This is a genomic window from Acaryochloris sp. CCMEE 5410 (genome assembly GCF_000238775.2).
Taxonomy (GTDB): Bacteria; Cyanobacteriota; Cyanobacteriia; order Thermosynechococcales; family Thermosynechococcaceae; genus Acaryochloris.
Map to the genome: position 1 here is coordinate 1,333,176 of NZ_AFEJ02000002.1, position 23,518 is coordinate 1,356,693.

Genomic DNA, 23,518 nt, shown 5'->3' on the forward strand with positions numbered 1-23,518 from the left:
CGCTCCCATCCCCATCGGCTCCCGCATCTCCCTCCGTATCCACCGAGTGTCTGCTTGAATGGGTTGGGTGAGGCATCACTAGGCGGAGGCTAACTTATTCACTTTTCTCAAGGGTGTTATGGCAGAAAGTGTAGGTTCATCCATAATCTGAGACGTTGATTTTATAGTGATTTGGGGATTTTTATTAAACATGCGCAGTTGTCCGGCCACGTAGGCATAACTCCGTTTAGGTGCATTCTCAGTACTAAAGTATCGATTATTGAGTAGATTCACGACTGCTTTACCGCCCGGAGATTCCGTATTCGGGAGATATAAACTGAAGGGCTGTTTGACCGAGCCAATCTCGATTCGGGCACTCGTGGCGGTGATACGACGGAGCGATCGCAACTCCGTAAACACCACAACCTTCTCCTGATGTTGGGCTCTCGCCACAATCTCTTCAAAGTCTAATCGGGAGTTGAGCAAGTCTGGCTGGTGAGCTTTATATTGACGAAACCCATCGATAATTTCGGCCCTGAGGCCCCACCAAATCCCTAAAGCGGCATAATTATGGATTTTTTCGCCATTTACCGCTAATTGGTCCCACACCCCCAAATTGGCCTGTTGGGCATCCCGTTCCGCCTGTTGATACCGCTGATGGTACTCAGAAAATGCAGCATTGCCATATTTATTGAAATAGGGGCTGTAACCTTCGCGAATCATCACTTCTTGATAATCCACCCCCTGTTTATGAATCAGCAACAGCGGACGCCCATAATTATCTTGATAACGGCGATGACAAATCTCAGCGGGTTCCGTGCCAGGATATTCCAAAGTCACCAGATCCTGAGGCTGAAAAAACCGCTCGGCCCGCTCTTTAGCCTGTTGGCCCCAGGGGGTAATGATCTTATTGCTGCCTGAATTCGATTCTTCTGTTTCTAGGTTAAGTAGTCGCAGGGACTTCTCTTGGTCCAAATAGGGCAGCAGAACTCGAATGGTATCGCCATCAACTACCCGGACAACAGTTGCTTCTATAGTGGTTCCCAGAAACATAACAAGGACGTTCTGTTTGTAAGTCAGTCATAGCAGATATTGAGAATTTATACCTAGCTTCCAGGGGGCTTCCTCATGAATGTTTACTTGGCGGCCTATGCCCCCATCCAAAATTCACCCAAAAAAACCTCGAGGAGCGTTTTACCCCTCGAGGCAGGTATTACTAGAACTCGGTCCAGTCAATCGTTAGACCCAAGGGAGAGCTAGCGGTTAGGCGTTGTCAGCCGCATCGATAGCAGGTGACTCACCCGTCAGGTTAACCTTCACCACTTTGTGTTGTTCGGCTTCAACCTTAGGCAGGGTGAGAGTGAGCAGACCTTGCTCAAAGGACGCATCTACTTTGGTGTTTTGCACTTCCACCGGAAGCTTGGTAGCCCGTTGGAACTGTCCATAACGGATGTCGGTGTAGAGGCGCTTGGCACCTTCTGGCAGGTCCTCGGCATGGCGCTGACCCGATAGGGAAACGGACTTTCGAGTCACCTGAATGTCCAAATCGTCCGCCTTAACCCCTGGCAAGAAGGCTTTGAGAACCAGGGCATTGCCTTGGTCCCAGACTTCAATCGCAGGGGACCAATTGACGGTGGACGTGTCCGTATCCAACATGCCGTCGAAGAGGCGATCGAGTTGATGACGGATCGCATCTGCTTCTTCAATCGGATTCCAGTAACGAATCATCATAGTTTTGTACCTCGCATTGGCTGTTATCAGTGAAGCGGTAACAACCGCTCTGTTTGTTTCGTTACATCCAATATGCAATACCCAAGGGGTGATCGAAAATCATGAGAACCCTATACAGGATGGAGAGAAATCCTCCCCTCATTCCTAGGTCTCGACTAGAAAAATTGCGGAGAACCGCCCAAAGATATCGGTTCTCCGCAATTTTGAATCTTCTTACTGCTTTCAGCCCACATTGATCGTCTTACTTCGACCGCATGATCAAGTAAACAGTGCTGTCCAATCGCCATTATTGTCCTCCTGCCTCTTAAGAAGAAAGGGCTGAAAAAGAGGAAGACAATTAGCCCTTAGTGTGAATACTCATCAAAATCTAAATCCAGCGCCTTCAAGACTAACCCCGCCGTTTGGAAACCAGAATTTCTTTGCTGGCCAGTAATCAAGTTTCCATCTTGCATCGCAAATGGTGTGAAGGCAGAACTCGCCACAAATTTTGCACCACGTTTCTTAGCTTCCTCTTCCAGAACAAAAGGAACCATCATCGGGCCAACGTTTTGATCCATCCACTGCTCTTCTTTCTTGGAGAATCCCGTGATCATTTTGCCTTGAATCAATGGTTCGCCATTATCTAAGGTGGCATTCAGGAGTAAGCAAGCGCCTCGACAGAGGGTCGCGCTCGGTTTCTCGTCTTGGTAAAAGCTGACAAATAAATCGGTTAAAGCCTGGTCTTCCGGGAAAGTGTAGAGGGTTCCCTGACCACCACAAACAAAGATGGCATCATAGTCGTGCGTATTGAGATCTGCGATCGCAGGGGTATTCGATAACTGATCCGCAAACGTCGATTGCGTTAGGTATCTTGCTGAGAGGATATCTAACGATGAGAATCCCGATGAATCACGGGGGTCACTCAGGGGGTCAAGTTCAACTGGGCCACCCTGGGAACTGGCGATGGTCACCTGACAGCCAGCAGCTTTGAACACATCGTAAGGATGAATCAGTTCAGCAGCCCAAATCCCCACGGGTTTGCCGGTGGTGCTGGTCGCAGAGTTGGAAACGATCATTAAGATGTGCTTTGACATTTTGAAGAGTAATGGGGATAGGGTGAATGGGTTAGTTCTGAACAGTGGTTCAAATTGTTATTTCAGCAATTCTTTTTGAGTGAGTTATGTTTTAACGAATCAAACCGAACATTTTTATTTTCTGATAGTATTAATATGGCTACTGTGAACCAACAATCACAACTGTCTACTGGTTATTTTTCGGAGGGGAAAAGACTAGTCTTCAGGTATCATCCACCTGGATATCCACTCGTATCATTGGCTATTTTAGGCAGACTATTTCCCACGCATACAGGCTTGTTGAACGGTAGCGGTTCTCGATGCCTAAGGAGCCATAAAGAAAGAACTGAGTAGAGCAATAACCGTAAGTGAGGTCTGGGCTTCTGGGGGGAAACCTAAGAGGATTAACCCCTGTTTCAGATCACAGCAAAGCCCTGTAAATTGTCTGTAAGTCACGGGTTGGGCAGTTGCTAAGACGATTGAAATGGTTTCCTTTTTAAAAAAGCGATTATTTGCACCGTTATACGTCAGTTTGACGGTGCTTATTTTGCTGTTACTAACCCAAGAAGGGTTGAGCTTGGTCGTCAATATTCAGAAGCAACGCAACGTCAACCGTATCACCCAAACCTTCAAAATCAAGCGAGAAAGTGAGCGTTTACTTAGAGCCGCTCTAGAAGAAAAAGTGGCCCTTCGCGGATACTTGCTCAACAAAGATAAAGAATTTCTCCAACAGTATCGAGATGGGCGAACTGCCTTTAGCACCAGCCTAGATCGCTTATCCAATCTCCTCCAAGATGATCCGTCTCTCAAGGATAATTTAGGCGACATTTACACCTTCCATTCCCAATGGGAAGATCAATTTGTGCAGCCCGTCTTGTCCGGTTCCTTTGAACTTGAGGACTTATCCCAGCTGGGATCATTGGATACGTTACGAGGCACTATTGATGGCATTTTGCTGTACGAGAAGGGACTTTTAAACGCACAAAATAGGCGGCTAGCCCACTTGGAATGGCTCAATCAGTTGAGTTTCGTGTTGAGTGGTCTCAGCATTGGCGTGATTACAATTGGCAGTGTTGGCAACTTTGGACTCCTTCGCCGTCGAATGGTTTCTCCGATTCAACACCTGATGAAAGTCGGTCAAGCCTGGAAAACAGGTCAGCTCGATGTCAAAATCACCCATACCTCAGAAGATGAAATGGGCCAACTCGCCATCATTCTCAATGATATGGCCCAAGATATTCGCAATCGACAAGAAAAGATTCAGCAACGAAACCAACAGCTTGAAGATTTAATCCGCACCTTCTCCCATGATTTGCGCACTCCATTACTCGCCAATCGCAGTACCTTACATGCCATGGTCGGCGGGGCTTTTGGCGACGTTAGTGATTCCTTCAAAGAAATCTTGGGGGAATCTCAAGATGCCAATGACAACCTGATTAAACTGGTGGAAACCCTGCTCGATATTAGTCGCTACGAAGCCGAGGGAAGTCGTATCCTCAATCGAGAACGGTTGAATTGGCATAAGATTTGCGATCGCGTCACCCTTTGGATTCAACAAAGCACCCAAGACAAATGTCACCTTAAAACTGACATCAAATCCAACTTGCCTGATGCGATTGGGGATGCCATTGAAATTCAACGGGTTCTCCTCAATTTAGTCGAAAATGCCGTACGCTTAAGCGATCAGGGTAAAACCGTTCGGATTGAGGTCCTATCATCCCAACCCAGCCAGGTTCAAGTCGCCGTCCATGATCAAGGGCCGGGGCTGAAAGAGAAAGACGCCAAACATTTATTCCGACGATTTTCTCAAGGAACCGGTCGCCAAGGTCGGGCGGGGTTGGGGCTGTACCTTTGTCGTCAAATTATTGAAGCTCATGGAGGGAAGATTTGGGTAGAAAGCACCATCGGTCAAGGCGCGACGTTCTGGTTCTCGCTGCCTATCGAGGCTCCCCAATCCCTCAACGGTACGGCCTAAACCCAAGAGGTGATCATGTCTGAGCAACCGATTCGCTTACTCCTCGTGGAAGACCATGCCCTGATGCGGATGGGGCTAAAAGGACAATTCAGTTTAGAGTCCGATTTTGAAGTGATCGGCGAGGCCGAAAATGGTCAACAGGCAATTGACTTAGCGACACAGCTCCAACCCAATATCGTCCTGATGGATATTGAACTGCCTATTCTGGATGGCATCTCTGCCACCCAAAAAATTAAAGCGACCTGTCCAGATATCCGAGTTCTGGCCCTAAGCGCCTTTGGCAAAGACAATCAAGTGGTTGGCATGCTCGCCGCTGGAGCCGATGGGTACTGCTTAAAAAGTATTGACTGGCAACAATTATTGGCCGTCATTCGCTTAATTCAAGGGGGCGGTACTTACTTGGATCCTCAAATCGCCCATAAGCTAGCCTCCATGTTGAAGTCGGCAAACACCCCCACAACCACACCTCCCCATCGACAAGCTGCTCCGGCAACCGTACTCAGTGATCGAGAGCGAGAAGTCCTGCAACTCATCAGTGAAGGGTGCTCCAATCAAGAAATTGCCAACCAGCTATATCTATCCCTCGGAACCATCAAGTCCTATGTGCGCATGATCTTAAATAAGTTAAGCGTGGATGATCGGGTTCAAGCCGCAGCAAAAGCTGTCCGAGAAGGGTTGATCTAACTCCATCCAATTCGGTGGATATCCAGGTGGATACTACTGGTCTAGGAGCAAAACTAGCCAGTAGATAGTGGGCGGAAAAATCGGCGTTCGACACACTGAAAACACATCAACCATTGGTGCATTTATTGCTCAAAGGAATGCTCTCTTAATGCCCTTTCAACTCAACGCTTGGGTGGCGTTTGCCCTGGGAGGCGTGTTAGGCAGCCTACTCACTAGCTATACCCATCAAGTCAGCTCTACCCCGCCAACACCTAATTCCCCGATTACCCAGGAGGAGATTCTTCAGGCTCAAAAAGAGTGGGGGGATGCCATTGTCAGGATCGGTAAAGCCCACAACAACAACGCCGCCTATCAAGTATTAGCGGAAAATATTGTCGATGCTCTTTATGGCTACGATGAGGGTCCGGTCTTATTTAAACCCACCAAGGCTGCCAAGAAGCAATTTCGGCCCACGGAAGCAGAAGCCATCTCGTACTTTGTGACGGGTATTGTCCCTGAGGACCAAGGATTTGCCCTTCAACCCTGGAGCAAGGTCCGTTTCGAGAATTCAAAAATTGCCATCGATAGTGATTCGGCTGTTGCCATTGGCAACTACTACTTTACGAATGCACGCACAGGCCAAGACTTAAAGGTTGAGTACACGTTTGGGTACCAAAAAGCGAGTAGTGGCAGACTTTTAATCAATCTCCACCACTCCTCTTTGCCCTATAATCCATCACCATAATTTAGAATATGGCTCTTGGTCACAGGACTGGCAATGACAATTCATTCATCTCAAACCTCTGATTTAGAAGTTACCCTGACCTCCTACGCCGACAGTTCCAGGGATATTTTCTTGATTCGGCAGCAAGTGTTTCATATCGAGCAAAACATTGATCCGGAGCTAGATATGGATGGAGAAGATGAAACCGCCAATCACTTTGTGGCCTATTGGCAACAGCAGCCTGTCGGCATTGCCCGTGTCAGAGCCTACGGAGATGGAACCCAAGCCAAAATTGAGCGGGTAGCTGTGTTAGAGGGATTTCGTCAGCAGGGAATTGGTAAAGCGGTTACGACCTCGGCCCTTCAATATGCCCAACAGCAGGGATTTGCCACAGCTATTCTGTATGCCCAGTCTCAGTCAGCATCATTTTATGAGCAATTTAGATTCAAACGGCAGGGAGAGCCCTTTCTCCAGGCAGATATGCTGCATATTGCGATGGTTAAGAAGCTAGCTGAAACTCATAGGCAGGATTCAGCGTCATAAAGCGTTTGGTCTTGGAATGGGGGAGCCAAGTCTGCAGCTCGGCTTAGGTTTGAAGTAGGTTTGCATGCTTAAAAAGATAGGACTGGTTGCCTTCTTGTTGGTCCTGGGCGGTGGAGGCTGGCTGGCCTATACCTGGCAGCAGGTCACCCATCTCCCGGATTGGTATACCCGATCCTCAACCCCGGAAACAGCCCCTTCCACATTGCTGCCAACCCAAGTCGATGAACCGGCTGAGATAGAGCGCTTGGCTTTCGATCTGCACCAAAAAGTAGATCGCGTCCTCGGTACCCCTGGCTCCCGGACGCCGGAAGTCCAATTAACGGCCCAAGAATTCAACCAGTTTGTGGTCACGTCACTCCCGACCCAGGCTCGCAGCCCGAAAGTGATGACCTCTGTTAAAGCGATGAATACCAAAATTGAAGCGGGCCAGCTCCAAACTGGGATTGTGGTGGATACCGCCGCGCTGCCTTTAGATCAATTGCCGTCTGAGTATCAAACAACGGTCAAGGGATTATTGCAAAGTTTCCCCGTTTTACAAGACAAGGAAATCTATGTGGGGGTGGAGGGCAAACCCCAGATCCAACAAGGGAAGGTCGTCCTTGGCAAAGAGGCCAGGTTGGTTTTAGGCAATGTTCGATTCTCCTATGCAGATCTGCGCGATCGCATCAATCTTCCATCCGATCTTTTAGACAACCCCGTCAATCTCCAGTTGGGGCAGCTCCAAATTCAAGATCTGAATTTTCAGGATCAGGCTGTTATTCTTAAAGGCCAAGCCAAGTAAAGTTCATCCCAATCTCACTGGTCTAATCGGCTATACTTGTACGGTAAATAGTACAAGAGTAGATGAACATTATTTCCTTTAGTGAAGCCCGTAGCAAACTGAAAGCAGTCTTAGATCGAGTGGCAGAGGATGCAGACTATACCATCATCACCCGACGAGATGCCGATGATGCAGTGGTCATGTCTCTGGAGTCTTTCAACAGCCTGCTAGAAACGGTTCACTTGTTAAAATCGCCTGCAAATGCTGCGCATCTAGAACAATCCATTGCCCAATATCGACAAGGGCAAGTCACCGAGCGCGATCTTTTGGATGAGTAATCGCAAATTGGCTTGGACCGATGCGGCCTGGAACGGCTACTGGCAAGGACAGGACAAAAAAACGCTAAAGCGAATCAATAAACTTATTCAGGCGACGAAGAAGCAGCCGTTTGAAGGCATTGGTAAACCTGAAGCGCTACGTGAAAACCTATCGGGCTTTTGGTCTCGCCGCATAGACGAGGCTCATCGATTAGTCTATGCCGTTGATGATGCCTATCTGACGATTATTTCCTGCCGATATCATTATTAATGCTCGACATGCGCCCAAAGCACTTCACACTGACGTTTTGAGCAAATCCTGAATCTGCTGTGGGGAGACTAAAGTGTTAGCACAAAGAATACCGGAGGCAGCCACTGCGGGAACACCAATTCCAGGCATGGTTGAATCTCCCACTCGATACAGGCCCGATATGGGGGTATGGCAGCTGGGGAAAGTTCCTTTTCCTGCGGCAATAGCAGGACCATAGGTGCCTTGATGGCGGCGGAGATAATGACGATGGGTGAGGGGGGTGCCGATAAGTTCTAGGGTGATGCGCGATCGCACATCCGGTATCACGGTTTCTAAGGCTCGATAGAGGGACTGGGCCCGCTCCTGCTTGAACTGCTCATAATCCTCCACCTGCTCCCAGGGGGCAAAAGGCTCCAGGGTATAAGTGTGAATAACATGATGTCCCTTGGGGGCGAGGGACGTATCCCAAACCGAAGGAATCGACACCATGCAGGTATTACCAGGATGAGTGATGGGCTGCTGGTTGCTATGGATGACCACATGATGTCCTGGGAGGTCCGACAGTCCATCAGAGCAGATGCCCACATGGAGGTGCATAAAGCTATCAACCGCAGGGGTAGCTAAGGATCGTCGTCGATAGGCCAGCGGTACATCCTCCGGTTTGAGAAGCTGATTGAAGGTGTCCCAGATCGTAGCATTGGAAATGACAATGGGGGCCGTTAGGCGTTCCCCGTTCTTAAGCTGAATTCCCTGGACTTTTCCCCCTTTCACGAGGATTTGGTCCACATGGGCCTTGAGGCGAAGGTCACCTCCCCACTTCTTCAGGCCCCGAATCAGGGCTTGGATGATGGCAGGACTGCCACCGACGGGATAATCAATGGTGGAACCCGACCGTTCCCCAAACATAAACGCCATTTCCGGGGCAACGGTGTCTTGGGCTGTAAGCCCTGAGAGTAGAAAGCATTCCAAATCGAACAAACGACGCACCCAAGGATCCCTCACAGTCCGATCGAGCATAGCTCCAGCAGAACTCTGGATATTGCGGAGCTGGGGCAATAGCTGGGCTAAAGCCATAGGCTGATGCCGGATCAGCCAGGGAATGAGGGTCCAATTGCTGCGGAGGGTGAGGAGAGGAATTCGCTTCAGCGGGGCAAATAGGGCCAGAAAATCTTGTTCCAGTTTTTGAAGCTGACGAGCACCGTCAGGGGTGATTTCAGCGACAGCATCTCGGTATTTTTGAGCATCTCCGTAGATGGGAAAGCCCCCTACTAAATGCCCAGCTGGGTCGTCTTTGGGAAAGTGATAGTAGCCAAGAGGGTCATATGCGATCGCATCGACGGTTTCACCTAAAACTTGCAGGACTTGGCGAACTGGATTCAGGCTATGAGGGTCACTCAGGCCACAATAAAAGGAGGGGCCAGTATCAAAATGAAAGCCTTGGCGTTGAAATCCATGGGCAGCACCCCCCGGAATCCCATGGCTCTCACAGATCAATGCGCGTTTACCGTATCGGGCCAACAAACTACCAGCAATCAGTCCGCCAATCCCGCTGCCAATTACGATGACGTCATAATCTATCTCAGCCATTCGATTCTCTGTAAAAAAGTCTTGATACTAGAATGTACCGTTCCATGCATCAATAATAGTCAGCATCCTCTTATCTCCTAATCCCTCTACGCGGCTGACTACATCAGATAAAGAGTGGAAAGCCCTTTTCTTTCGTTCTTTAACGATACTTGCTTTGATTTTTTCCAATGTCTTACCTGTAATATTAGCCCTTCTTAACTTCAAAGTGAGTTCGACTTCGCTCAGGCTGTTCAATGCTTCTAGAGCATCAACTTTTTGGGGAACTAGGCTTTTTAATTCAGAAAGCTCATTATTTAGCCTCTGATTCTCCCTTTTAAATTCATCTTTAATATCAGCTATGGCTCTGTCCAATCGAGCTTCAATATTTGACAGTCGCTGATCAGGTACATAGTTCGTAGATATAGAGTCGGATGGGGCTGGTTTACTAAGAATAGAGATTTGCTTAGAAACATTTCCCTTTTCTTTTGGTGAGATTACAAATGCACTCACCATTTCTCCACTTCTGGGATTAATTTCCTTAGCTCTTACAGCACCATAATACTCAAAGTGACCATCAAGAACTTCATATGATTCAGGGCCTGTTTGATCCAAGACTAATGGCTTGAGCAAGATCTCAGATTCAAGAATACTCTTTGCAAGTTTATCTAGATCATCTTCGTCAAAACTAGAGCGAGGTTGATTGGAGGTAATACTCTTGACATCTACCAAATAATATTCAGTCATTTTTTACTCGCTAATCTTGTTCAATACCTCAGCAGCCAAATTACGAAACTCTTTAACTGATTCAGAATCACCACCGAATGCAAAAATTGATTTAGGGTCAGGTAAGTTATGAACACCAGCCATAATTGTTTTATTGACACAATGGGATAGTGCTGTACGCTCATAGATTATGCTTTCCATGATCGGGAAACTATAGTGATCTATAATATTTTGCTTTTGCTTAGGAAATACGAACTCTAAATACCTAGTATTACTTAAAATTTTAGAAGGTAAGACACCTATGACATTGAGCTTTTCTTTCCCTATACTTGTTCGTGTCTCATCAATTTCTGAGATAAAGTCTTGAACATTCGATAGCCCTTGATTGGCAAAGGGTTTTAAGTCAGAAGGGATAATAAGATAATCGGCAGCAATTAATGCGATTTCGGCATAAACATCTCTAGATGGAGGAGCATCAATTATGACAATATCATAATCATCTTCAGCTTGTTGAATTTTATGATGCAGACGGAATCTTGAAGCGGCAAATCGAGTCAGCTTGTCTTGTTTGTCAATCAAGTTAATATGTGAAGGAATAACATCAATCTCTGGGCTGTTAAATAGTTGAGATGATTGTTTTAGATCTGAGATAAAATTAAACTCTCCAGATTCAATTAAATGATAGACATTATTGTCCTTTAAATTATCATCCTCATTAAATTGGAATTTGATTAGACCAGTGGCAAATGTTGAATTTGCTTGAGCATCTATATCAACCAGAAGAACTCTCTTTCCCTTATTCTGCAAGGCAGCAGCAAGGTTGACTGAAACAGTTGTTTTACCAACGCCACCTTTATTATGGTAAATAGCTATTACTTTCATTTTTTGTCCCCATTTTTTAAATTCATTTCTGCTGTGTTTTGTCTGATTTACTTCTGCAAAGTCAACTCTATTATTTTGAGTGATGATAGGCATATTACCTGGTAGATTCAAATTCTCGCTACCGATGATTTCTCTAATCAACCCGATATTTTTGTGGACTTCTCTTCCAAAGCATCGAAATAGAAGATCAAGAATATTTCGACTTTGCTTGTAAATTCTGATTTCTCTCCCATTAGTTAAGAGACCAAATTCTACCCCAAGCTTATTGAGATATTCCTTAAGCTGGGATACGTGTCTCTCTAAATCCTGTTTAGGATGCTTTGTCTCTATAATGAGACACGGTTTCTCATGTGAAATATCCGTGCAAGAAACTATTCGATTTTTAAATGCCAAAAAATCTAAGCGAATGTTGCCAAACTTTCGTTCTCGATACCAGGTTTCAGGTGTAAACCCCAATTCTGGAAGCAAATATTGAATAACTAATTTTCCTTCAACATCTCTTTCGTTAAAACAACAGCTAGGGTCGAACACCAATTTCTTTTTCGATCATAGTTTACTGCTAGTTATTGTGCCCGAAGAATTATATATTCACTCACAAATAGACCATTTTTAAATCATTTCAATCTTAATGCTTTATTCATTGATTTATTTATATGGTTGGTGAGCAAAAAAATCCATTCTATTTTGATAGCACAGTGATATAAAACACCAGGCCAATCAGTGGCAAACAGTAGGTTGAATTCTGCACTTATTTAGCCAAAAAGCAATTAACTTTCAAAATAGTTAGCTTAAATTAAAGCCATACGAGTGGATTAACACTCATATGGCTTGATAAGTACTAAGCTTGGGTGATTAATCCACCTGATAATCGATCTAGCTATCTAAGGCGTTAATCCTTTTCCGATTGAGACTCTAATATTAGGGCTTTCTGTACCACCAGAATTCAAAGTCGTCTGAACACTAGCTGTAGGCAGCTTATCCACAACATATTGCTCCACTGCCGTCGCTCGACTTTTGAGGAGTGCTAAAGCCCTCGCACTACTGGCATCCGCAAAAGTGGCAGTAATCCGCACCGTATCGTCGGGATTGGCTGCGTCCAACACCTGATCCAATGACTTTTTAGCCTGATCATTAAGTTGGGCCGCCCCCACTTCAAACTGAATGGCAATGGTTGTTTGCGTTGTTGTCGCCACCGTTGTCTGGGTCTTTGCCACAGGGGGAGAGGCTGTAGGGTTAGGCTTGGATGAAATCGGTGGGGCAGTCGCTTGGGATGCAGGGCAGCTCGCAGCAGCATCTGACGTCGCCACTTCAGCCACAAACCGGCCATCATAAAGTTGATCCACACTATTCGGCGTAGCGGTCAGACGGCCACTACCATAGAGCACCTGTTTCGTGTAGTTGAGCCGCTGGCTCAGCAGTTTCGTCGGGCCATTCATCCAATGATTGGCACAATTGGCATCAAAAAAGTACACGCCTTGTAAAAAGTTCAAGGACTCTGATGCAGTCAATCCCCCTAAATTTTCAAACTGCTGTCGCCAAGCAGTTTTATCAATGGCACGTCGCGAAATATGCTCATAGTAGGCCTTGACAAACTCTTGGACCTTACCAGGGTGCTCCTTCAGGACTTGGGGAGAGGCCACTACTACATCAACAATCGATCGTTGAACATGGGCAGACGAGAGAGAAGGGATATACCCGGCTCGGTTGGCCTGAGTGACGTAAGGCTCCCAAAAAATTCCGGCAACGATATTTTCTCCGGGTTTGGGATTCTGAAACCGCTGCCAAGCCGTTGATGAATCATCCACCCGAATGATGTTGAATTTCTCCAACGCAAAATCTGGCGACTTATCAGCCAACAGAATACTGAGATATTCGCTAGGGGTATTCCCTGCAAAAATGATGGAGAGGAGTTCGCCCTGCTGGGCTGCTTGGGTGGCTGCACGATTCAAACCTTGAACCGTTGTGACTTGGGGAAATTGCTTATTGTTCAGAACCAAACGATCAGCACCACGGGTCCAGTCCCACATGGCGACGATTTTGCCGGTATTGGGGGTCTCAAACAGTTGATTGATGGTCGTCACCATAAAATCAACTTCACCACTGGAAAGCTTCTGCGATCGCGTTTCCTGATCTAATTCATCCGCATAGCCAATGGTAATTTCAGCATCTTTAAGCTTTTTCTGAAAGTCTTGGTCCCAGAGGGTACTGTATCCCAAGAACGTATCGCCTAAAACCTCAATATTGGCAGGGCCAGGACTGGCAACTGTCTCAGTCGCTCGCTTCCAAGGACTGATTAATGCGATCGCAGCACTGACGGCCCCTGCAAAGAGTAAAAAACTCAGAAGCACCGTTGTTTTCTTATTCGGTCGCTTAGCTTTATCGTCAGATGGCAAAGTATTCTGGGGTTGAGTAATACGTTTATGCTTAGGCTTGTCGTACAGTGGAGCCCCACACACGATGCACTTGGTCATGTGCATTCGGGTTACAAAATCGCATTGCCAGCAGTATTTACGATCGCCTTCGTCGCCAGCTTTTCTTTCAATGTCTAGTTCAGTTGCCAATCGAATGTCCCCTCAGCATTCATGTTATTCATTATATAGACATAATAAGCTGTAAGTCCTCGTTCCAGGACTCTAAAGTTCAAACTCCCCGATAAATAAGGCGAAGCTGGCAATTTAGCCCTATTATCATCCAGTGACTAAATAATAATTGTTATGAGTGAACCTTTTTGCCATTCGGTGGTTGGGCTGGCTAGAGCTTTATGAGAAGCCGTTTCGATCCCTTGTAATAGGTTGCACAGATTTTGAGCGAAGGAAAATGTCCAAACGGCTCAAGAATAGATCCTACTAGGCATTTTTCCAGGTGATGCATTACATTGACCCAAATTTGAACATGTAGCTTCAAGTGACACTTAGGGCAGTTGCCCCAGTCAGTTCAAGCCGAGAGCGGAAAGTCCTAAGCCTAATTGCCAGTAGCCAGTGCAGTGAGTAATCACTAAATTGCAGAGCTTCCTTGTATGTTGGAGAGCGCTGTTAAAAAACATGTCACGAATCTATTCAGCCGTCTCAGTAGTTGCGATCACACATAGGCAACACTGCTTACCCATTCACTATTAAAACAACAGTTCTCACAATATAATCACTAAATCAAAAATAGTAGAGCAAAGAATAACCTCAGACTATTTCAGCAGTAAAAACAGTATAATTTTTAGCCTAATATGGTCAACAGATCAAAACCCCACAGGCAATACAGCCAACTTAGTAGGAACAATAGACAGGTAGCTTATCAACTAGTTTTTTAGACAAATAAAAGCATTCGACCGACATATTACAATCATTAATCAATGGCTCACAGGAAGACAATAAAAAACTCTTTAAAATCATTTTTTTGCATAACTAAAATCTACTCAAAGTCAAAATATCAGACTGCAAATCATTAAGCATTGCACAGACATAGCGTAAAAAAATGTATCGAACAGCATAAAAATTCAATGCCAATCTGACAGATTTATAGACAATCAATCATAAATACATTGCCAAATTTACAACCATTGTGGCAGCTAGATTCTAGTAGCAAAAAGCTAATAATAGCAGTCATATATCTAGCTAGAACCCAAGCATGCAAAAAGTGATATTTGGGCAAAGCTCATGGATTTAATAATGCAATGAAGACTATATCTAGATTTATAGGGCTATTCATAGCTTGCATCGGATTTACTTTGAGTCTGATGGTGCCAATTTCTCCCTCTATAGCTGATACATTAACTCTGGACGTCAATGATGTCTCCTTCCTGTGGCCTATCCCCACCACTCAACAAGACGTGGCAAGATTAATTTCCGTGGGAGAAGAAACTTTAACCGGCGGAAAAATATGGCCACAGCAAGTATTTGATTCTGTTATTAACCAAGCACAAACGGTTAAAGTCTCAAACAATACGATTGATTTTGGTCGCACCTTCGCACCTCAGATCCAGCAGATAGACACCTGGAAAGTGGTAGGGGTCAGGGTAGATCCATGCGCACCCGGCACGGACAAAGCCATTAATCGGGTCTTTGGTTGTGCACCGCAAATCCGTGTGGTTGCTCAGCCTGTAACTGTTAGTGCTGCTGGACCTAAGATCCATGATTTGACAGCGCATCTAGTGTTCAGATACCTCCAAGGGGTGGATACACCAGCTATCCCCAATGGACCACCCAAAGCCATACCAGATGAACGTAAATTTCGTGAAATCGTTAATGATTTAAAGACCTTAAAAGCAGACCTACAGTTAGCTGGAATTGAAACCAACGGGAATTTAAGTATTCATCCCGGACTCAAAGCCAAACAAGCTAAGTTCGAAAGCAGTCTAAAGCAATTTCTACAAAAACACCTTTCAGAACAACAACTCGGAGGTGTTGCATTTATGGGGCTAGATGGAACCCAAGAACCCTGGATATTCTTTGCGATGTCTAGACAACCAGATGGAACCTTTGTGCAACAGGCTTTCCCAACACTTGGGGGACTAAATGCTCAAATGATCACTGGGACAAGCTTTGGTCAACGCATTATTCCAACCCCCACGCCCACCAATATTGATCGGAACCAAGGGGTCAGTACAGCTATGTTGCTTGGCCCCACCACTACAGCTAGATTAGGGAACTCTGTTGTTCAAGGCAGTCCAACCCCACAGGTACAGGATATTCCTGACATTATTGCTAATCCTCAAAAATCCAACTTTTTCAATACGGATTGCGTCAGTTGTCATACGGAAAGTGTTTTCCGTAGCCGACTAATCAAATCCAAAAATAGAGCCTTCAGTTACAAGCGACCCACTAATATTTCTAGTGTTGATCCATCACTCCTACCCAAAAGTGGATGGAATGTCAGGAGTTTTGGGTGGTTCCCTCCTGCAAGCCCAACTAGAAAAGCAATTCCAACCATCTCAATGAGAACAGCTAACGAAGCTGCTGAATCCGTAGAGTTTATCAATCACAAATATCTGGGCGAATCTGATTGAAGTTTTTTATATCTCAAGCATTCTGATCTCCAAAGCTTAGGCCAAAGATGCGGACATATATCGCTTTCACATCTGCATAAACTTTAGGGTTTTACATCTTGATGACATGGCTAACCAGGATTTTTGGCACTGGTCTACTAACAGGGCACATACCTAAACCCTTTATTGGTGAGGAGTTCTAGTGTGCTCAACGGACGAGAACAAAATCCCATCTCCATTGCTGGTGTGGTCTGCTTACTGAGCCCCAATGGGGTCTAACCCAGTTATGAATCAGGCGTTGTACATCTAGCACTCGCTGTAACCCGACCGCTTCTTAGCGTAGAGATTCTGCCGTCTTCGATAAGCACTACATCGTCTCCTCAAGGCAGCATTGTGAGCCTCATTATGATTGGCATGGACCTCAGACCCTAGACTGATAGCGGTAAAGGGATGCTCTGCTTTCACCCACTCTACTCGCCGATTCCCCTGAGACCCTTTAACTTTCATCGCGACTTCTAACCCCTCTCGCCAAACCTTGCGATGCCCATAGTCAGGATGACACTCCTCACCATTGAGATAGACATTGGCGAGCTTCCAAAGTTCTTGTCCATAACGCCTCTCACCATCGGTAAACCATCGAATCCCATCACAGGCTTTGACCCACTCCCAAGCTGAGTAAACGCCATTTGCAAAAGTTGTGCATCCTTGAGGCCAGCTTGTGCTGTCAACCAATAGCGGCTTTCGCGTTCAAGGAAATGGATGGTCCAGCCCTGGGATTGGCTGGGGGGAAGATTTTTGCCTACACGCGTGTAAACTTCATCCCTTCTACCGTCACATCAGAGGCTGCTGGTGCGGGAGGTGACCAGTTCTGTGCTTGGTCTGCTAGGCGTTTTTCCCAACGCATAATGGTGGTATGAGATTTACCGAAAGTTCGACCTGCAGCACGAATACCCATCCCTTCGGTGCGAGCTTTGATGGCATAGCTCACTACTGAACTAGCGGTGCGTAAGCGAGCCATTGGGGTACCCGTGCGTTCGTTGAAACGCCGATTGCAATCCTTACACTGATATCGCTGGACTAATATCCCATCTTGCAGGCTATCAAAGCCGCGCTTTAGGATCTTCTCGCTTAGACAATATGGGCATTCCATTGATCTACATTAGGTTGCGTCGGAAGCATTATAGCTAGATCCTGCTAACAGACCAGTGCCAGTCAGTGGGGTTTACACCTATGGACAGCCCAGAGTAGGCGATCAAACGTTTACAAACAAATTCAATCCCCCCTTAAGGTCTAAAACCTTCCGCGTGATCAATAACAATGATGTTGTCGCTAGAATTCCCAACATTGGCTATACAGATGTAGGGCAAGTTAAGGGGAGCATGTCACCTTTGCATTCCAATTAAGCCATTGAGGTAAGCACACCGATGTGCCAGCACTTGCGGGACATTACTTTCATTCCACTGCGCCCCTGAAATTTTGACTCTGCGACTAATCTGCTTGATAGCAGATTCAACAGCCCCAGACCCAATAGAGCAGATTTGCTCACTCTGGTAATAGTCATAATTGACGATCCGATGCCGATGTTTGCGAACATAGTTGCAAAAGACTTGGGCCTGCTTTTCTTCAATGACTCAAATAGAGCCAAGGTTTCATCAACCTTCCCCTGCCATAAGAGCTGCTCAGCCTGGTGCAGACGTTTGAGGGACCCACCGACCTTATGAAGATTTTCCACCAGATGGTACCAGTCCAGAATCTCTCGCCGTTGCTCAGGTATGCTCAGCTGACGAATGATATTCCAAATGCCATCATGACCATCCCTAAACAAGTCAGTGGAGAGGCTAACGGTTGCTGGTGAGTCCAGTCAATGAGCCGGGCATTATTGTGATAATCCGCGATGAGTCCCACATGCGTTGCCAGGGTTTTATAGTCTTTCCACTGACAAGGGTGTCCTAAAGGGGTGCGGATGCGCACTTTGCCACCATCTACACTCACTTCGGTTAAGCTTCATGAGCCTGGGGGTAGGAAACCGTTGTTGATGCACCAATCGCTGCTGGGTTTTGGCTGGTACCTGAATCCCAGTTAAATAAGCCACATCTTTAGCAGTTTGAGCATAGGAGACATTGGCACTGATGCGCAAGCAACAATTCTCTAAATGAGGACTGATTTGACGATAGGGGGAAACGGCTAGATGCTGTGCCTGTTGAGTTGTAATGCTTAGAACGCCCAAGGTGCTTTTCAGGCGTCGGTTGCGGCCTGCTGCTGTGCCAGTAGCTGTGCGGATAAAAATGACCGAGTTCGGGACTGACATGGGTCTGAATTTGCTGACGCACCGTCATCTCAATACCTTCTAGCGTCTTCAGGTTCTCTGGATCGCTTTCTTCGTACAGTAATTGGGCTATCGCATCAAGATGGACTTTGAGTTGAGCTGCTTTTTCGGAGTTCATTGATGAAGACTTCTGGGCAACACTTGTATCCTGAACGATTTCAAAACAATCTGCAAAGGTGACATGCTCCCAAGTTAAGTATTTTGATGAAGATGGTAGTTTATATGATGAATCTAACCTGAATCGATTTACAAAATTCCTAACTCGCCTGGAAGGTCGACTGAAAGACTTAGGAAGTCCTAGTTCCGATGGCATAAAAGATCACAATTTGGGCGAAGAATATATTCCACACCTAAAAGCTAAACGTCCCAATTCCATGACGGTATAGCTTCAAGAGCGTGTTGGTGTTATCTCATTCAGTGACACGTGACACGCTCCTCTTTTATTCAACCCAGTTTCATGGCTATTCCAAACGCTTCTGAGTTTGAACATCGAACCAATGCAGCTGATTCGTGGGTAATGCCACCGAAATCGTATCTCCCGACCAAGTTTGATCGGTGGGTAACAAAGCCCGAATCGTCTCTTCACCGCCCTGAACTTTAATGCTCAAGAGATTACTCATCCCCAAGTTCTCCACCAGGTAGACTTGGCCTGTAACCGTGGTGGCATCCCCTGATGTAGCGAGTCGGGTATGTTCAGGCCGAATGCCTAAAACAATTTCCCTCGGGTTCCCGGCACTACTCGGTAGAGGAATCCGAGTCTCCCCGAGAATAGCTGATTGATTCTCACACCTGAGGGTTAACAGATTCATCTGGGGGCTACCAATAAATCCAGCCACAAACTGGTTGGCAGGCCGAGAATAAATTTGTTGGGGCGGATCGAGCTGCTGTAAATCCCCTTGGTAGAGCACCGCCACCTTGGACGAAAGCGTCATCGCTTCTGTCTGATCATGAGTGACGTAGACAACCGGGGCATTTTGCTTTTCAAAGAGCTGCTTGAGTTCCGCTCGCACCTGCTCTCGCAGCAAAGCATCTAGATTGCTCAACGGCTCATCTAACAGGAATACGGCAGGGTTGCGCACTAAAGCTCGACCAAGGGCCACTCGCTGCCGCTGTCCCCCGGAGAGTTGTCCCGGTTTACGACGCATCAAGTCATCGAGGTTGAGGACTCGGCTGGCTTCAGCCACCCGCTGCTGGATATCAGTGCTAGACATTTTGCGTAGCTTCAGTCCTGACGCAATATTGTCGTAGACATTCATATGGGGATAGAGGGCATAGCTTTGAAACACCATGGCAATATCTCGGTCCCCGGCACTTTTATGGGTAACCACGTCGGGTCCAATCACCACATCCCCTCGGGTGGGCTGTTCTAGCCCTGCAATCAGCCGCAGAGTTGTGGATTTGCCACAGCCGGAGGGCCCCAACAACGTCAAGAACTCACCATCCTCCACCGTTAAGCTGAGGTCTTTAACAGGAACAACTTTAGGGTTGTAGGTTTTATTCAGGTGTTTGATCTCAAGTTTGGCCATAGGGCAGAGGGAAGTTGAAGTTGGTTAAAAGGCTAACGCTGGCCTAAAAAGTTTCCGGCTAAGCGCAGGGCATCGGCAACATCGACATCACCGTCCCCATCACTGTCTAGAAATTGATTTAACACAGGATTAGAACCCTGTTGCGGATTGGCTTGGGAAGAACCGCTATGGAGCAAATTCAACACAATGGGAACCAGGACGGGCAACAGGCCTTGAATCACGCTGCTACTTAAGCCGGTCCGCTGAGCAATTTCTTGGGCAATTTGCTGTTGTTGTCCGTCAGAAAACAGGGCATTGACTGCAGCCCCATTCGCACTCGTACCACTATATTGGTTGACGAGGGCTTGGGCTTGGTCCGCTGACTGAGACTTTAATGCAGAACGAACATGGTTGCCCAGTAGAGACATCGCCGCTTCGGTAGAGCTATTGTTCATGCCTTGTTGCTGGCTGAGTTGCTGCACCGTATTCAGGATATTGCCTAATTGGCCGGTATTAGCCTGTAAGGCTGGGTTATCAATAGCACTAACGATTTGATCAAAGAGTCCCATAGTTTTTTGTCGGCTTCAGGTGAGGATCGGACTGCAGCATCATGCTTCAGTCCAGAGATCGATAACTGAGCCTCATCCTAAGGGGTGAGCATTCATGGGATCAAGTTAAGGGCGCATCCCTTCATTGGACTTTACGTTTACCAAAGCAATAGCAATTTACTCTCTCATCACATAACCCACGCCCCTGACCGTCTGAATTAACCGCTTTTCTTGGTTCTCTTCTAGCTTGAGACGAAGGTAGCGAATGTAAACTTCGATGATATTTGAGTCCCCCATAAAGTCGTAGCCCCAGACTTGTTCCAGGATGCGATCGCGGGTCAATACCTGGCGAGGATGCATCATCAAATACACCAGCAAATCAAACTCTTTGGCCGTTAGCTCAATGGAGCGTTCACCCCGGAAGATCTCACGGGTGCGCTGGTTAAGGGTCAAGTTAGAGAATTCCAAAACATCGGGATCTTCTTCTTGGGTTCGCCGCAAGTGGGCTCGCACCCTGGCTAACAGCTCTTCGATGCTAAAGGGCTTCACCATATAGTCATCCGCCCCGGCATCCAGCCCTTCGACCCGATCGCTAATTTCATCTTTGGCGGTCAATAAAATGACGGGTACTTTATCCCCAGTTGCCCGCAGACGGCGGCAGACTTCAACACCAGAGAACCCTGGCAACATCCAGTCTAGGAGAATCAAATCCGGTTGAGACTCGCGAGCAGCGGTGAGTCCGCCGATGCCATCATTGGCCACGGTCACCTGATACCCCTCATGGGTCAGTTCCATCTCAACAAATTGAGCCAGTTTGGTTTCGTCTTCAACCAGGAGAATATGTGCTGTCATATTTTTGCTTCAGGAGATATGGGTAACGTCACGGTGAATGTACTGCCTTCACCCTCGGCAGACAGGACACTGACTTGTCCTCCCATGCCTTCGGTAAAGGTCTTGACTAGGGAGAGGCCCAGACCAACGCCACCGGTACAGCGGGCTCGGGCTTCATCTAATCGATAAAAACGTTCAAAAATGCGGGACTGTTGTTTGAGAGGAATACCATCGCCGCGATCGCACACATGAATCAAAGCTGTGTCCTCTCGTTGTTCTAGCTTCACAGTGACAGGTTCCGTCGTTGCAGAATATTTAATCGCATTTTCCACCAAGTTTACCAATACCTGTTGGAGACGCTTCGCATCAGCAAAAACGGGAATTAAAGGAGACTCAAACTCCAAATCAATCTCACGCTGATTAAACTTGTCTGCCATATTAACGACTTCTACCGCCACATCATTCAGAATCAACGTCTCCAGATGATAAGGCATATACCCATCATCCGCTCGGGCTAAACACAGCAAATCTTGCAATAACTGAATCGTCAGGTCCGCCTCAGCCGTAGAGATTTCCAAGGCTTCCCGCTGCATTTCAGTCAGGTTATCGCCCCGCCGTTGAATACTTTGCAAATAGCCCCGGACGATCGTGAGAGGTGTTCGCAGTTCATGGGAGACATTGCTCACAAACTCTCGCTGTCGCTCCGTAGCATGCTGCTGCTCATGCCAGGCCTCAGATAGGCGCTCCAACATCCGATTGAAAGTCTCTGTCAATTCCTGGATTTCACTGGGCGCATTATCAATTTCTACCTTTGTCTTCCCTAAATCATCCGGCGAAATGGCTTTTGTCATTAAGTCCATTTGGCTTAAGGAGCGTAAGGAACGATGAACATACCAAGTTAAAGCCAAAGTGATCAAGACAACGGCAACTGAACTAGCCAAAGCCAGGGATTGCACACTAGCGATAAACTGGCGTTGATCCTCAGTAATATCTTGAGCTACAAATAACGTTCCCAAAGACTGGTTCCTCACCATTAAAGGGCTATGGCAGGCGACAAAATCTCGTCCTTGAATGTGATAAACCTTGGGGACAATGCTGTCTCGGAAAGCCGTTGCCAACGTACCAGGGCCTTCAAATCGTTGCCACGTTGGCCCCGACATATTGGCAGACATCGCCACCAAATTTTCTTGGGAATCGTTGACCCACAGCAGTAAATTACGTCCTGACCGATTGTTAATCGCCTTTTCGATACTCTTTTGCAGCGGGAACATCTCATCTTGTTGATAAAGCACCACATCATCCGCAATTCGATCGCTAATATCAACAATTTTTTGCTTATGACTAGAAATCAAAATCCGCTGCATCTTCCAGCTCGTCCATACAGCGACACTGGTTAACCCCACAGCAATCAGTCCTGCAATACTAGCCGTCAGCCGAAACTGGAGTGACTTAGGATTCACAGCTTGGCGCAACTGGGGAGAGACGTTTCGCCATCCCTTACCCAGGGAAGATTTGATCGGAAGTTCACCCACGCTAGTCGTCCCTCAAAATAACTTAGCGGTATGGGAAACTGAATCAAAGCTGTACCGGTTCTGATAATCCGTCAGTCCGTAAAGATTAAACGTCACCGTTGGTTCATCCCCTAATGCTTCTACACAGTGAATGGCTTCAGGCATTAGGCTAATCGTATCGCCAGGATTTAAAGTCAACTCTCCTACAGACTCAATTTTGTGGGGATTGTCATCCGATGGGGTCCGCTGCCAAAACGTATTTTTCTCTTGGCCACTTACCAGCGCTACAACCCCCCACGTCGCATGATTATGAATCTGGGACGTTTGCCCCGGTGCCCAAACCACCGTTTGTACCGTCAGCGGGAAATTCGGCTCATCGTAGAGCATGGTGACAGACCAGCCCTTTTCAGGGTCAGGAGGCTGAATCTCAAACTGCAACCAGGCCGAGTCCGTTAACAGTTCTCTAACGAGGGGATAAATGGCCTGCAAACGCTCCTGATCTTGGTCAGTCGCGGCTAAAATATCTTCAACTTCTGTCAGAAACCGGTATAGTCTATAGGTTTGCGCTCTCTTCTGTGGCAAAGACTGATGGGACCAAGGTTGCACTTGGCCATCATCCTTCACGAACCAATCTTGGTCTACCATCTTGACGTTCTA

21 protein-coding genes and 2 pseudogenes are annotated in these 23,518 nt (G+C 46.8%); 9 read left to right on the plus strand and 14 right to left on the minus strand.

Annotation, left to right across the window (positions count from 1 at the left end; translation table 11 throughout):
- Nucleotides 1–78 precede the first annotated feature (78 nt).
- The 3 genes from ON05_RS26980 to ON05_RS26990 all read right to left on the minus strand — a co-directional run bounded on the left by ON05_RS26980 (nt 79) and on the right by ON05_RS26990 (nt 2,765).
- The gene (locus ON05_RS26980) at nt 79–1,032 is read right to left on the minus strand and encodes a thermonuclease family protein (protein ID WP_010473116.1); all 954 of its coding nucleotides are present in this window, start codon (nt 1,030–1,032) and stop codon (nt 79–81) included.
- Nucleotides 1,033–1,242: 210 nt separating this feature from the next.
- On the minus strand, nt 1,243–1,710 hold the full coding sequence (locus tag ON05_RS26985) for an Hsp20/alpha crystallin family protein (RefSeq protein WP_010473113.1): 468 nt from the start codon (nt 1,708–1,710) through the stop codon (nt 1,243–1,245).
- A gap of 344 nt (nt 1,711–2,054) precedes the next feature.
- Nucleotides 2,055–2,765, minus strand: coding sequence for a type 1 glutamine amidotransferase domain-containing protein (locus ON05_RS26990; RefSeq protein ID WP_010473112.1), 711 nt, complete (start codon nt 2,763–2,765; stop codon nt 2,055–2,057).
- Nucleotides 2,766–3,246: 481 nt separating this feature from the next.
- Between ON05_RS26990 and ON05_RS26995 the strand changes: the two genes are divergently transcribed.
- The 7 genes from ON05_RS26995 (at nt 3,247) to ON05_RS27025 (ending at nt 8,015) form a co-directional block, all read left to right on the plus strand.
- Nucleotides 3,247–4,737 (plus strand): ATP-binding protein, encoded by a 1,491-nt coding sequence (locus ON05_RS26995; protein WP_010473110.1) that lies wholly within the window; start codon nt 3,247–3,249, stop codon nt 4,735–4,737.
- Nucleotides 4,738–4,752: 15 nt separating this feature from the next.
- Nucleotides 4,753–5,421 carry a response regulator transcription factor gene (locus tag ON05_RS27000; RefSeq protein WP_010473109.1) on the plus strand — a complete coding sequence of 223 codons (669 nt, stop codon included), beginning with the start codon at nt 4,753–4,755 and terminating at the stop codon, nt 5,419–5,421.
- Between the two features lie 148 nt (nt 5,422–5,569).
- Nucleotides 5,570–6,145, plus strand: a complete 576-nt coding sequence (locus tag ON05_RS27005) for a hypothetical protein (protein WP_010473108.1) — start codon at nt 5,570–5,572, stop codon at nt 6,143–6,145.
- Nucleotides 6,146–6,178: 33 nt separating this feature from the next.
- A complete protein-coding gene (locus ON05_RS27010; protein ID WP_010473107.1) occupies nt 6,179–6,667 on the plus strand; it encodes a GNAT family N-acetyltransferase in 489 nt (162 codons plus the stop codon).
- Nucleotides 6,668–6,731: 64 nt separating this feature from the next.
- Entirely contained in the window at nt 6,732–7,448 is a 717-nt protein-coding gene (locus ON05_RS27015) for a hypothetical protein (RefSeq protein WP_010473106.1), read from the plus strand.
- 62 nt (nt 7,449–7,510) lie between these two features.
- Nucleotides 7,511–7,765, plus strand: a complete 255-nt coding sequence (locus ON05_RS27020; protein ID WP_010473105.1) for a type II toxin-antitoxin system Phd/YefM family antitoxin — start codon at nt 7,511–7,513, stop codon at nt 7,763–7,765.
- Nucleotides 7,758–8,015 (plus strand): Txe/YoeB family addiction module toxin, encoded by a 258-nt coding sequence (locus ON05_RS27025; protein WP_010473104.1) that lies wholly within the window; start codon nt 7,758–7,760, stop codon nt 8,013–8,015. The genes ON05_RS27020 and ON05_RS27025 overlap by 8 nt, the downstream gene beginning before the upstream one ends.
- 24 nt (nt 8,016–8,039) lie before the next feature.
- Here ON05_RS27025 and ON05_RS27030 read toward each other — a convergent pair whose 3' ends face one another.
- The 4 genes from ON05_RS27030 to ON05_RS27050 form a co-directional block, all read right to left on the minus strand.
- The gene (locus ON05_RS27030) at nt 8,040–9,581 is read right to left on the minus strand and encodes an NAD(P)/FAD-dependent oxidoreductase (protein WP_010473103.1); all 1,542 of its coding nucleotides are present in this window, start codon (nt 9,579–9,581) and stop codon (nt 8,040–8,042) included.
- Nucleotides 9,582–9,608: 27 nt separating this feature from the next.
- On the minus strand, nt 9,609–10,304 hold the full coding sequence (locus ON05_RS27035) for a ParB N-terminal domain-containing protein (RefSeq protein WP_010473101.1): 696 nt from the start codon (nt 10,302–10,304) through the stop codon (nt 9,609–9,611).
- Between the two features lie 3 nt (nt 10,305–10,307).
- On the minus strand, nt 10,308–11,696 hold the full coding sequence (locus ON05_RS38165) for an AAA family ATPase (protein ID WP_201767958.1): 1,389 nt from the start codon (nt 11,694–11,696) through the stop codon (nt 10,308–10,310).
- Between the two features lie 350 nt (nt 11,697–12,046).
- Nucleotides 12,047–13,726 carry an OmpA family protein gene (locus ON05_RS27050; protein WP_010473097.1) on the minus strand — a complete coding sequence of 560 codons (1,680 nt, stop codon included), beginning with the start codon at nt 13,724–13,726 and terminating at the stop codon, nt 12,047–12,049.
- 1,166 nt (nt 13,727–14,892) lie between these two features.
- Here ON05_RS27050 and ON05_RS27055 point away from each other — a divergent pair.
- Nucleotides 14,893–16,161 (plus strand): hypothetical protein, encoded by a 1,269-nt coding sequence (locus ON05_RS27055; protein WP_010473095.1) that lies wholly within the window; start codon nt 14,893–14,895, stop codon nt 16,159–16,161.
- A 137-nt stretch (nt 16,162–16,298) separates the two neighbouring features.
- Here the strand turns inward: ON05_RS27055 and ON05_RS27060 are convergent.
- Nucleotides 16,299–17,290: pseudogene (locus ON05_RS27060) on the minus strand (IS1 family transposase).
- Between the two features lie 55 nt (nt 17,291–17,345).
- On the opposite strand from ON05_RS27060, the gene ON05_RS38745 reads away from it, so the two are divergent.
- The gene (locus ON05_RS38745) at nt 17,346–17,543 is read left to right on the plus strand and encodes a lipase family protein (RefSeq protein WP_396150226.1); all 198 of its coding nucleotides are present in this window, start codon (nt 17,346–17,348) and stop codon (nt 17,541–17,543) included.
- Here the strand turns inward: ON05_RS38745 and ON05_RS27065 are convergent.
- The 6 genes and pseudogenes from ON05_RS27065 to ON05_RS27090 form a co-directional block, all read right to left on the minus strand.
- A pseudogene (locus ON05_RS27065) lies at nt 17,523–18,584 on the minus strand (ISKra4 family transposase). The gene ON05_RS38745 and the pseudogene ON05_RS27065 overlap by 21 nt on opposite strands.
- Before the next feature lie 343 nt (nt 18,585–18,927).
- Nucleotides 18,928–19,992: an ABC transporter ATP-binding protein gene (locus tag ON05_RS27070; protein WP_010478056.1), complete on the minus strand. Its 1,065-nt coding sequence runs from the start codon at nt 19,990–19,992 to the stop codon at nt 18,928–18,930.
- A gap of 32 nt (nt 19,993–20,024) precedes the next feature.
- Nucleotides 20,025–20,540 carry a DUF937 domain-containing protein gene (locus tag ON05_RS27075; protein ID WP_010478058.1) on the minus strand — a complete coding sequence of 172 codons (516 nt, stop codon included), beginning with the start codon at nt 20,538–20,540 and terminating at the stop codon, nt 20,025–20,027.
- A gap of 156 nt (nt 20,541–20,696) precedes the next feature.
- The gene (locus tag ON05_RS27080) at nt 20,697–21,371 is read right to left on the minus strand and encodes a response regulator transcription factor (RefSeq protein ID WP_010478060.1); all 675 of its coding nucleotides are present in this window, start codon (nt 21,369–21,371) and stop codon (nt 20,697–20,699) included.
- Nucleotides 21,368–22,882, minus strand: coding sequence for a cell wall metabolism sensor histidine kinase WalK (locus ON05_RS27085; RefSeq protein WP_010478062.1), 1,515 nt, complete (start codon nt 22,880–22,882; stop codon nt 21,368–21,370). The genes ON05_RS27080 and ON05_RS27085 overlap by 4 nt, the downstream gene beginning before the upstream one ends.
- 12 nt (nt 22,883–22,894) lie before the next feature.
- Nucleotides 22,895–23,506: a cupin gene (locus ON05_RS27090; RefSeq protein WP_010478064.1), complete on the minus strand. Its 612-nt coding sequence runs from the start codon at nt 23,504–23,506 to the stop codon at nt 22,895–22,897.
- Between the last annotated feature and the right edge of the window lie 12 nt (nt 23,507–23,518).

Coding starts and splice junctions, on each gene's coding strand:
- ON05_RS26980 (WP_010473116.1), bottom strand. CDS start 1,032: ATGTTTCTGGGAACCACTATAGAAGCAACTGTTGTCCGGGTAGTTGAT.
- ON05_RS26985 (WP_010473113.1), bottom strand. CDS start 1,710: ATGATGATTCGTTACTGGAATCCGATTGAAGAAGCAGATGCGATCCGT.
- ON05_RS26990 (WP_010473112.1), bottom strand. CDS start 2,765: ATGATCGTTTCCAACTCTGCGACCAGCACCACCGGCAAACCCGTGGGG.
- ON05_RS26995 (WP_010473110.1), top strand. CDS start 3,247: ATGGTTTCCTTTTTAAAAAAGCGATTATTTGCACCGTTATACGTCAGT.
- ON05_RS27000 (WP_010473109.1), top strand. CDS start 4,753: ATGTCTGAGCAACCGATTCGCTTACTCCTCGTGGAAGACCATGCCCTG.
- ON05_RS27005 (WP_010473108.1), top strand. CDS start 5,570: ATGCCCTTTCAACTCAACGCTTGGGTGGCGTTTGCCCTGGGAGGCGTG.
- ON05_RS27010 (WP_010473107.1), top strand. CDS start 6,179: ATGACAATTCATTCATCTCAAACCTCTGATTTAGAAGTTACCCTGACC.
- ON05_RS27015 (WP_010473106.1), top strand. CDS start 6,732: ATGCTTAAAAAGATAGGACTGGTTGCCTTCTTGTTGGTCCTGGGCGGT.
- ON05_RS27020 (WP_010473105.1), top strand. CDS start 7,511: ATGAACATTATTTCCTTTAGTGAAGCCCGTAGCAAACTGAAAGCAGTC.
- ON05_RS27025 (WP_010473104.1), top strand. CDS start 7,758: ATGAGTAATCGCAAATTGGCTTGGACCGATGCGGCCTGGAACGGCTAC.
- ON05_RS27030 (WP_010473103.1), bottom strand. CDS start 9,581: ATGGCTGAGATAGATTATGACGTCATCGTAATTGGCAGCGGGATTGGC.
- ON05_RS27035 (WP_010473101.1), bottom strand. CDS start 10,304: ATGACTGAATATTATTTGGTAGATGTCAAGAGTATTACCTCCAATCAA.
- ON05_RS27055 (WP_010473095.1), top strand. CDS start 14,893: ATGGTGCCAATTTCTCCCTCTATAGCTGATACATTAACTCTGGACGTC.
- ON05_RS27070 (WP_010478056.1), bottom strand. CDS start 19,992: ATGGCCAAACTTGAGATCAAACACCTGAATAAAACCTACAACCCTAAA.
- ON05_RS27075 (WP_010478058.1), bottom strand. CDS start 20,540: ATGGGACTCTTTGATCAAATCGTTAGTGCTATTGATAACCCAGCCTTA.
- ON05_RS27080 (WP_010478060.1), bottom strand. CDS start 21,371: ATGACAGCACATATTCTCCTGGTTGAAGACGAAACCAAACTGGCTCAA.
- ON05_RS27090 (WP_010478064.1), bottom strand. CDS start 23,506: ATGGTAGACCAAGATTGGTTCGTGAAGGATGATGGCCAAGTGCAACCT.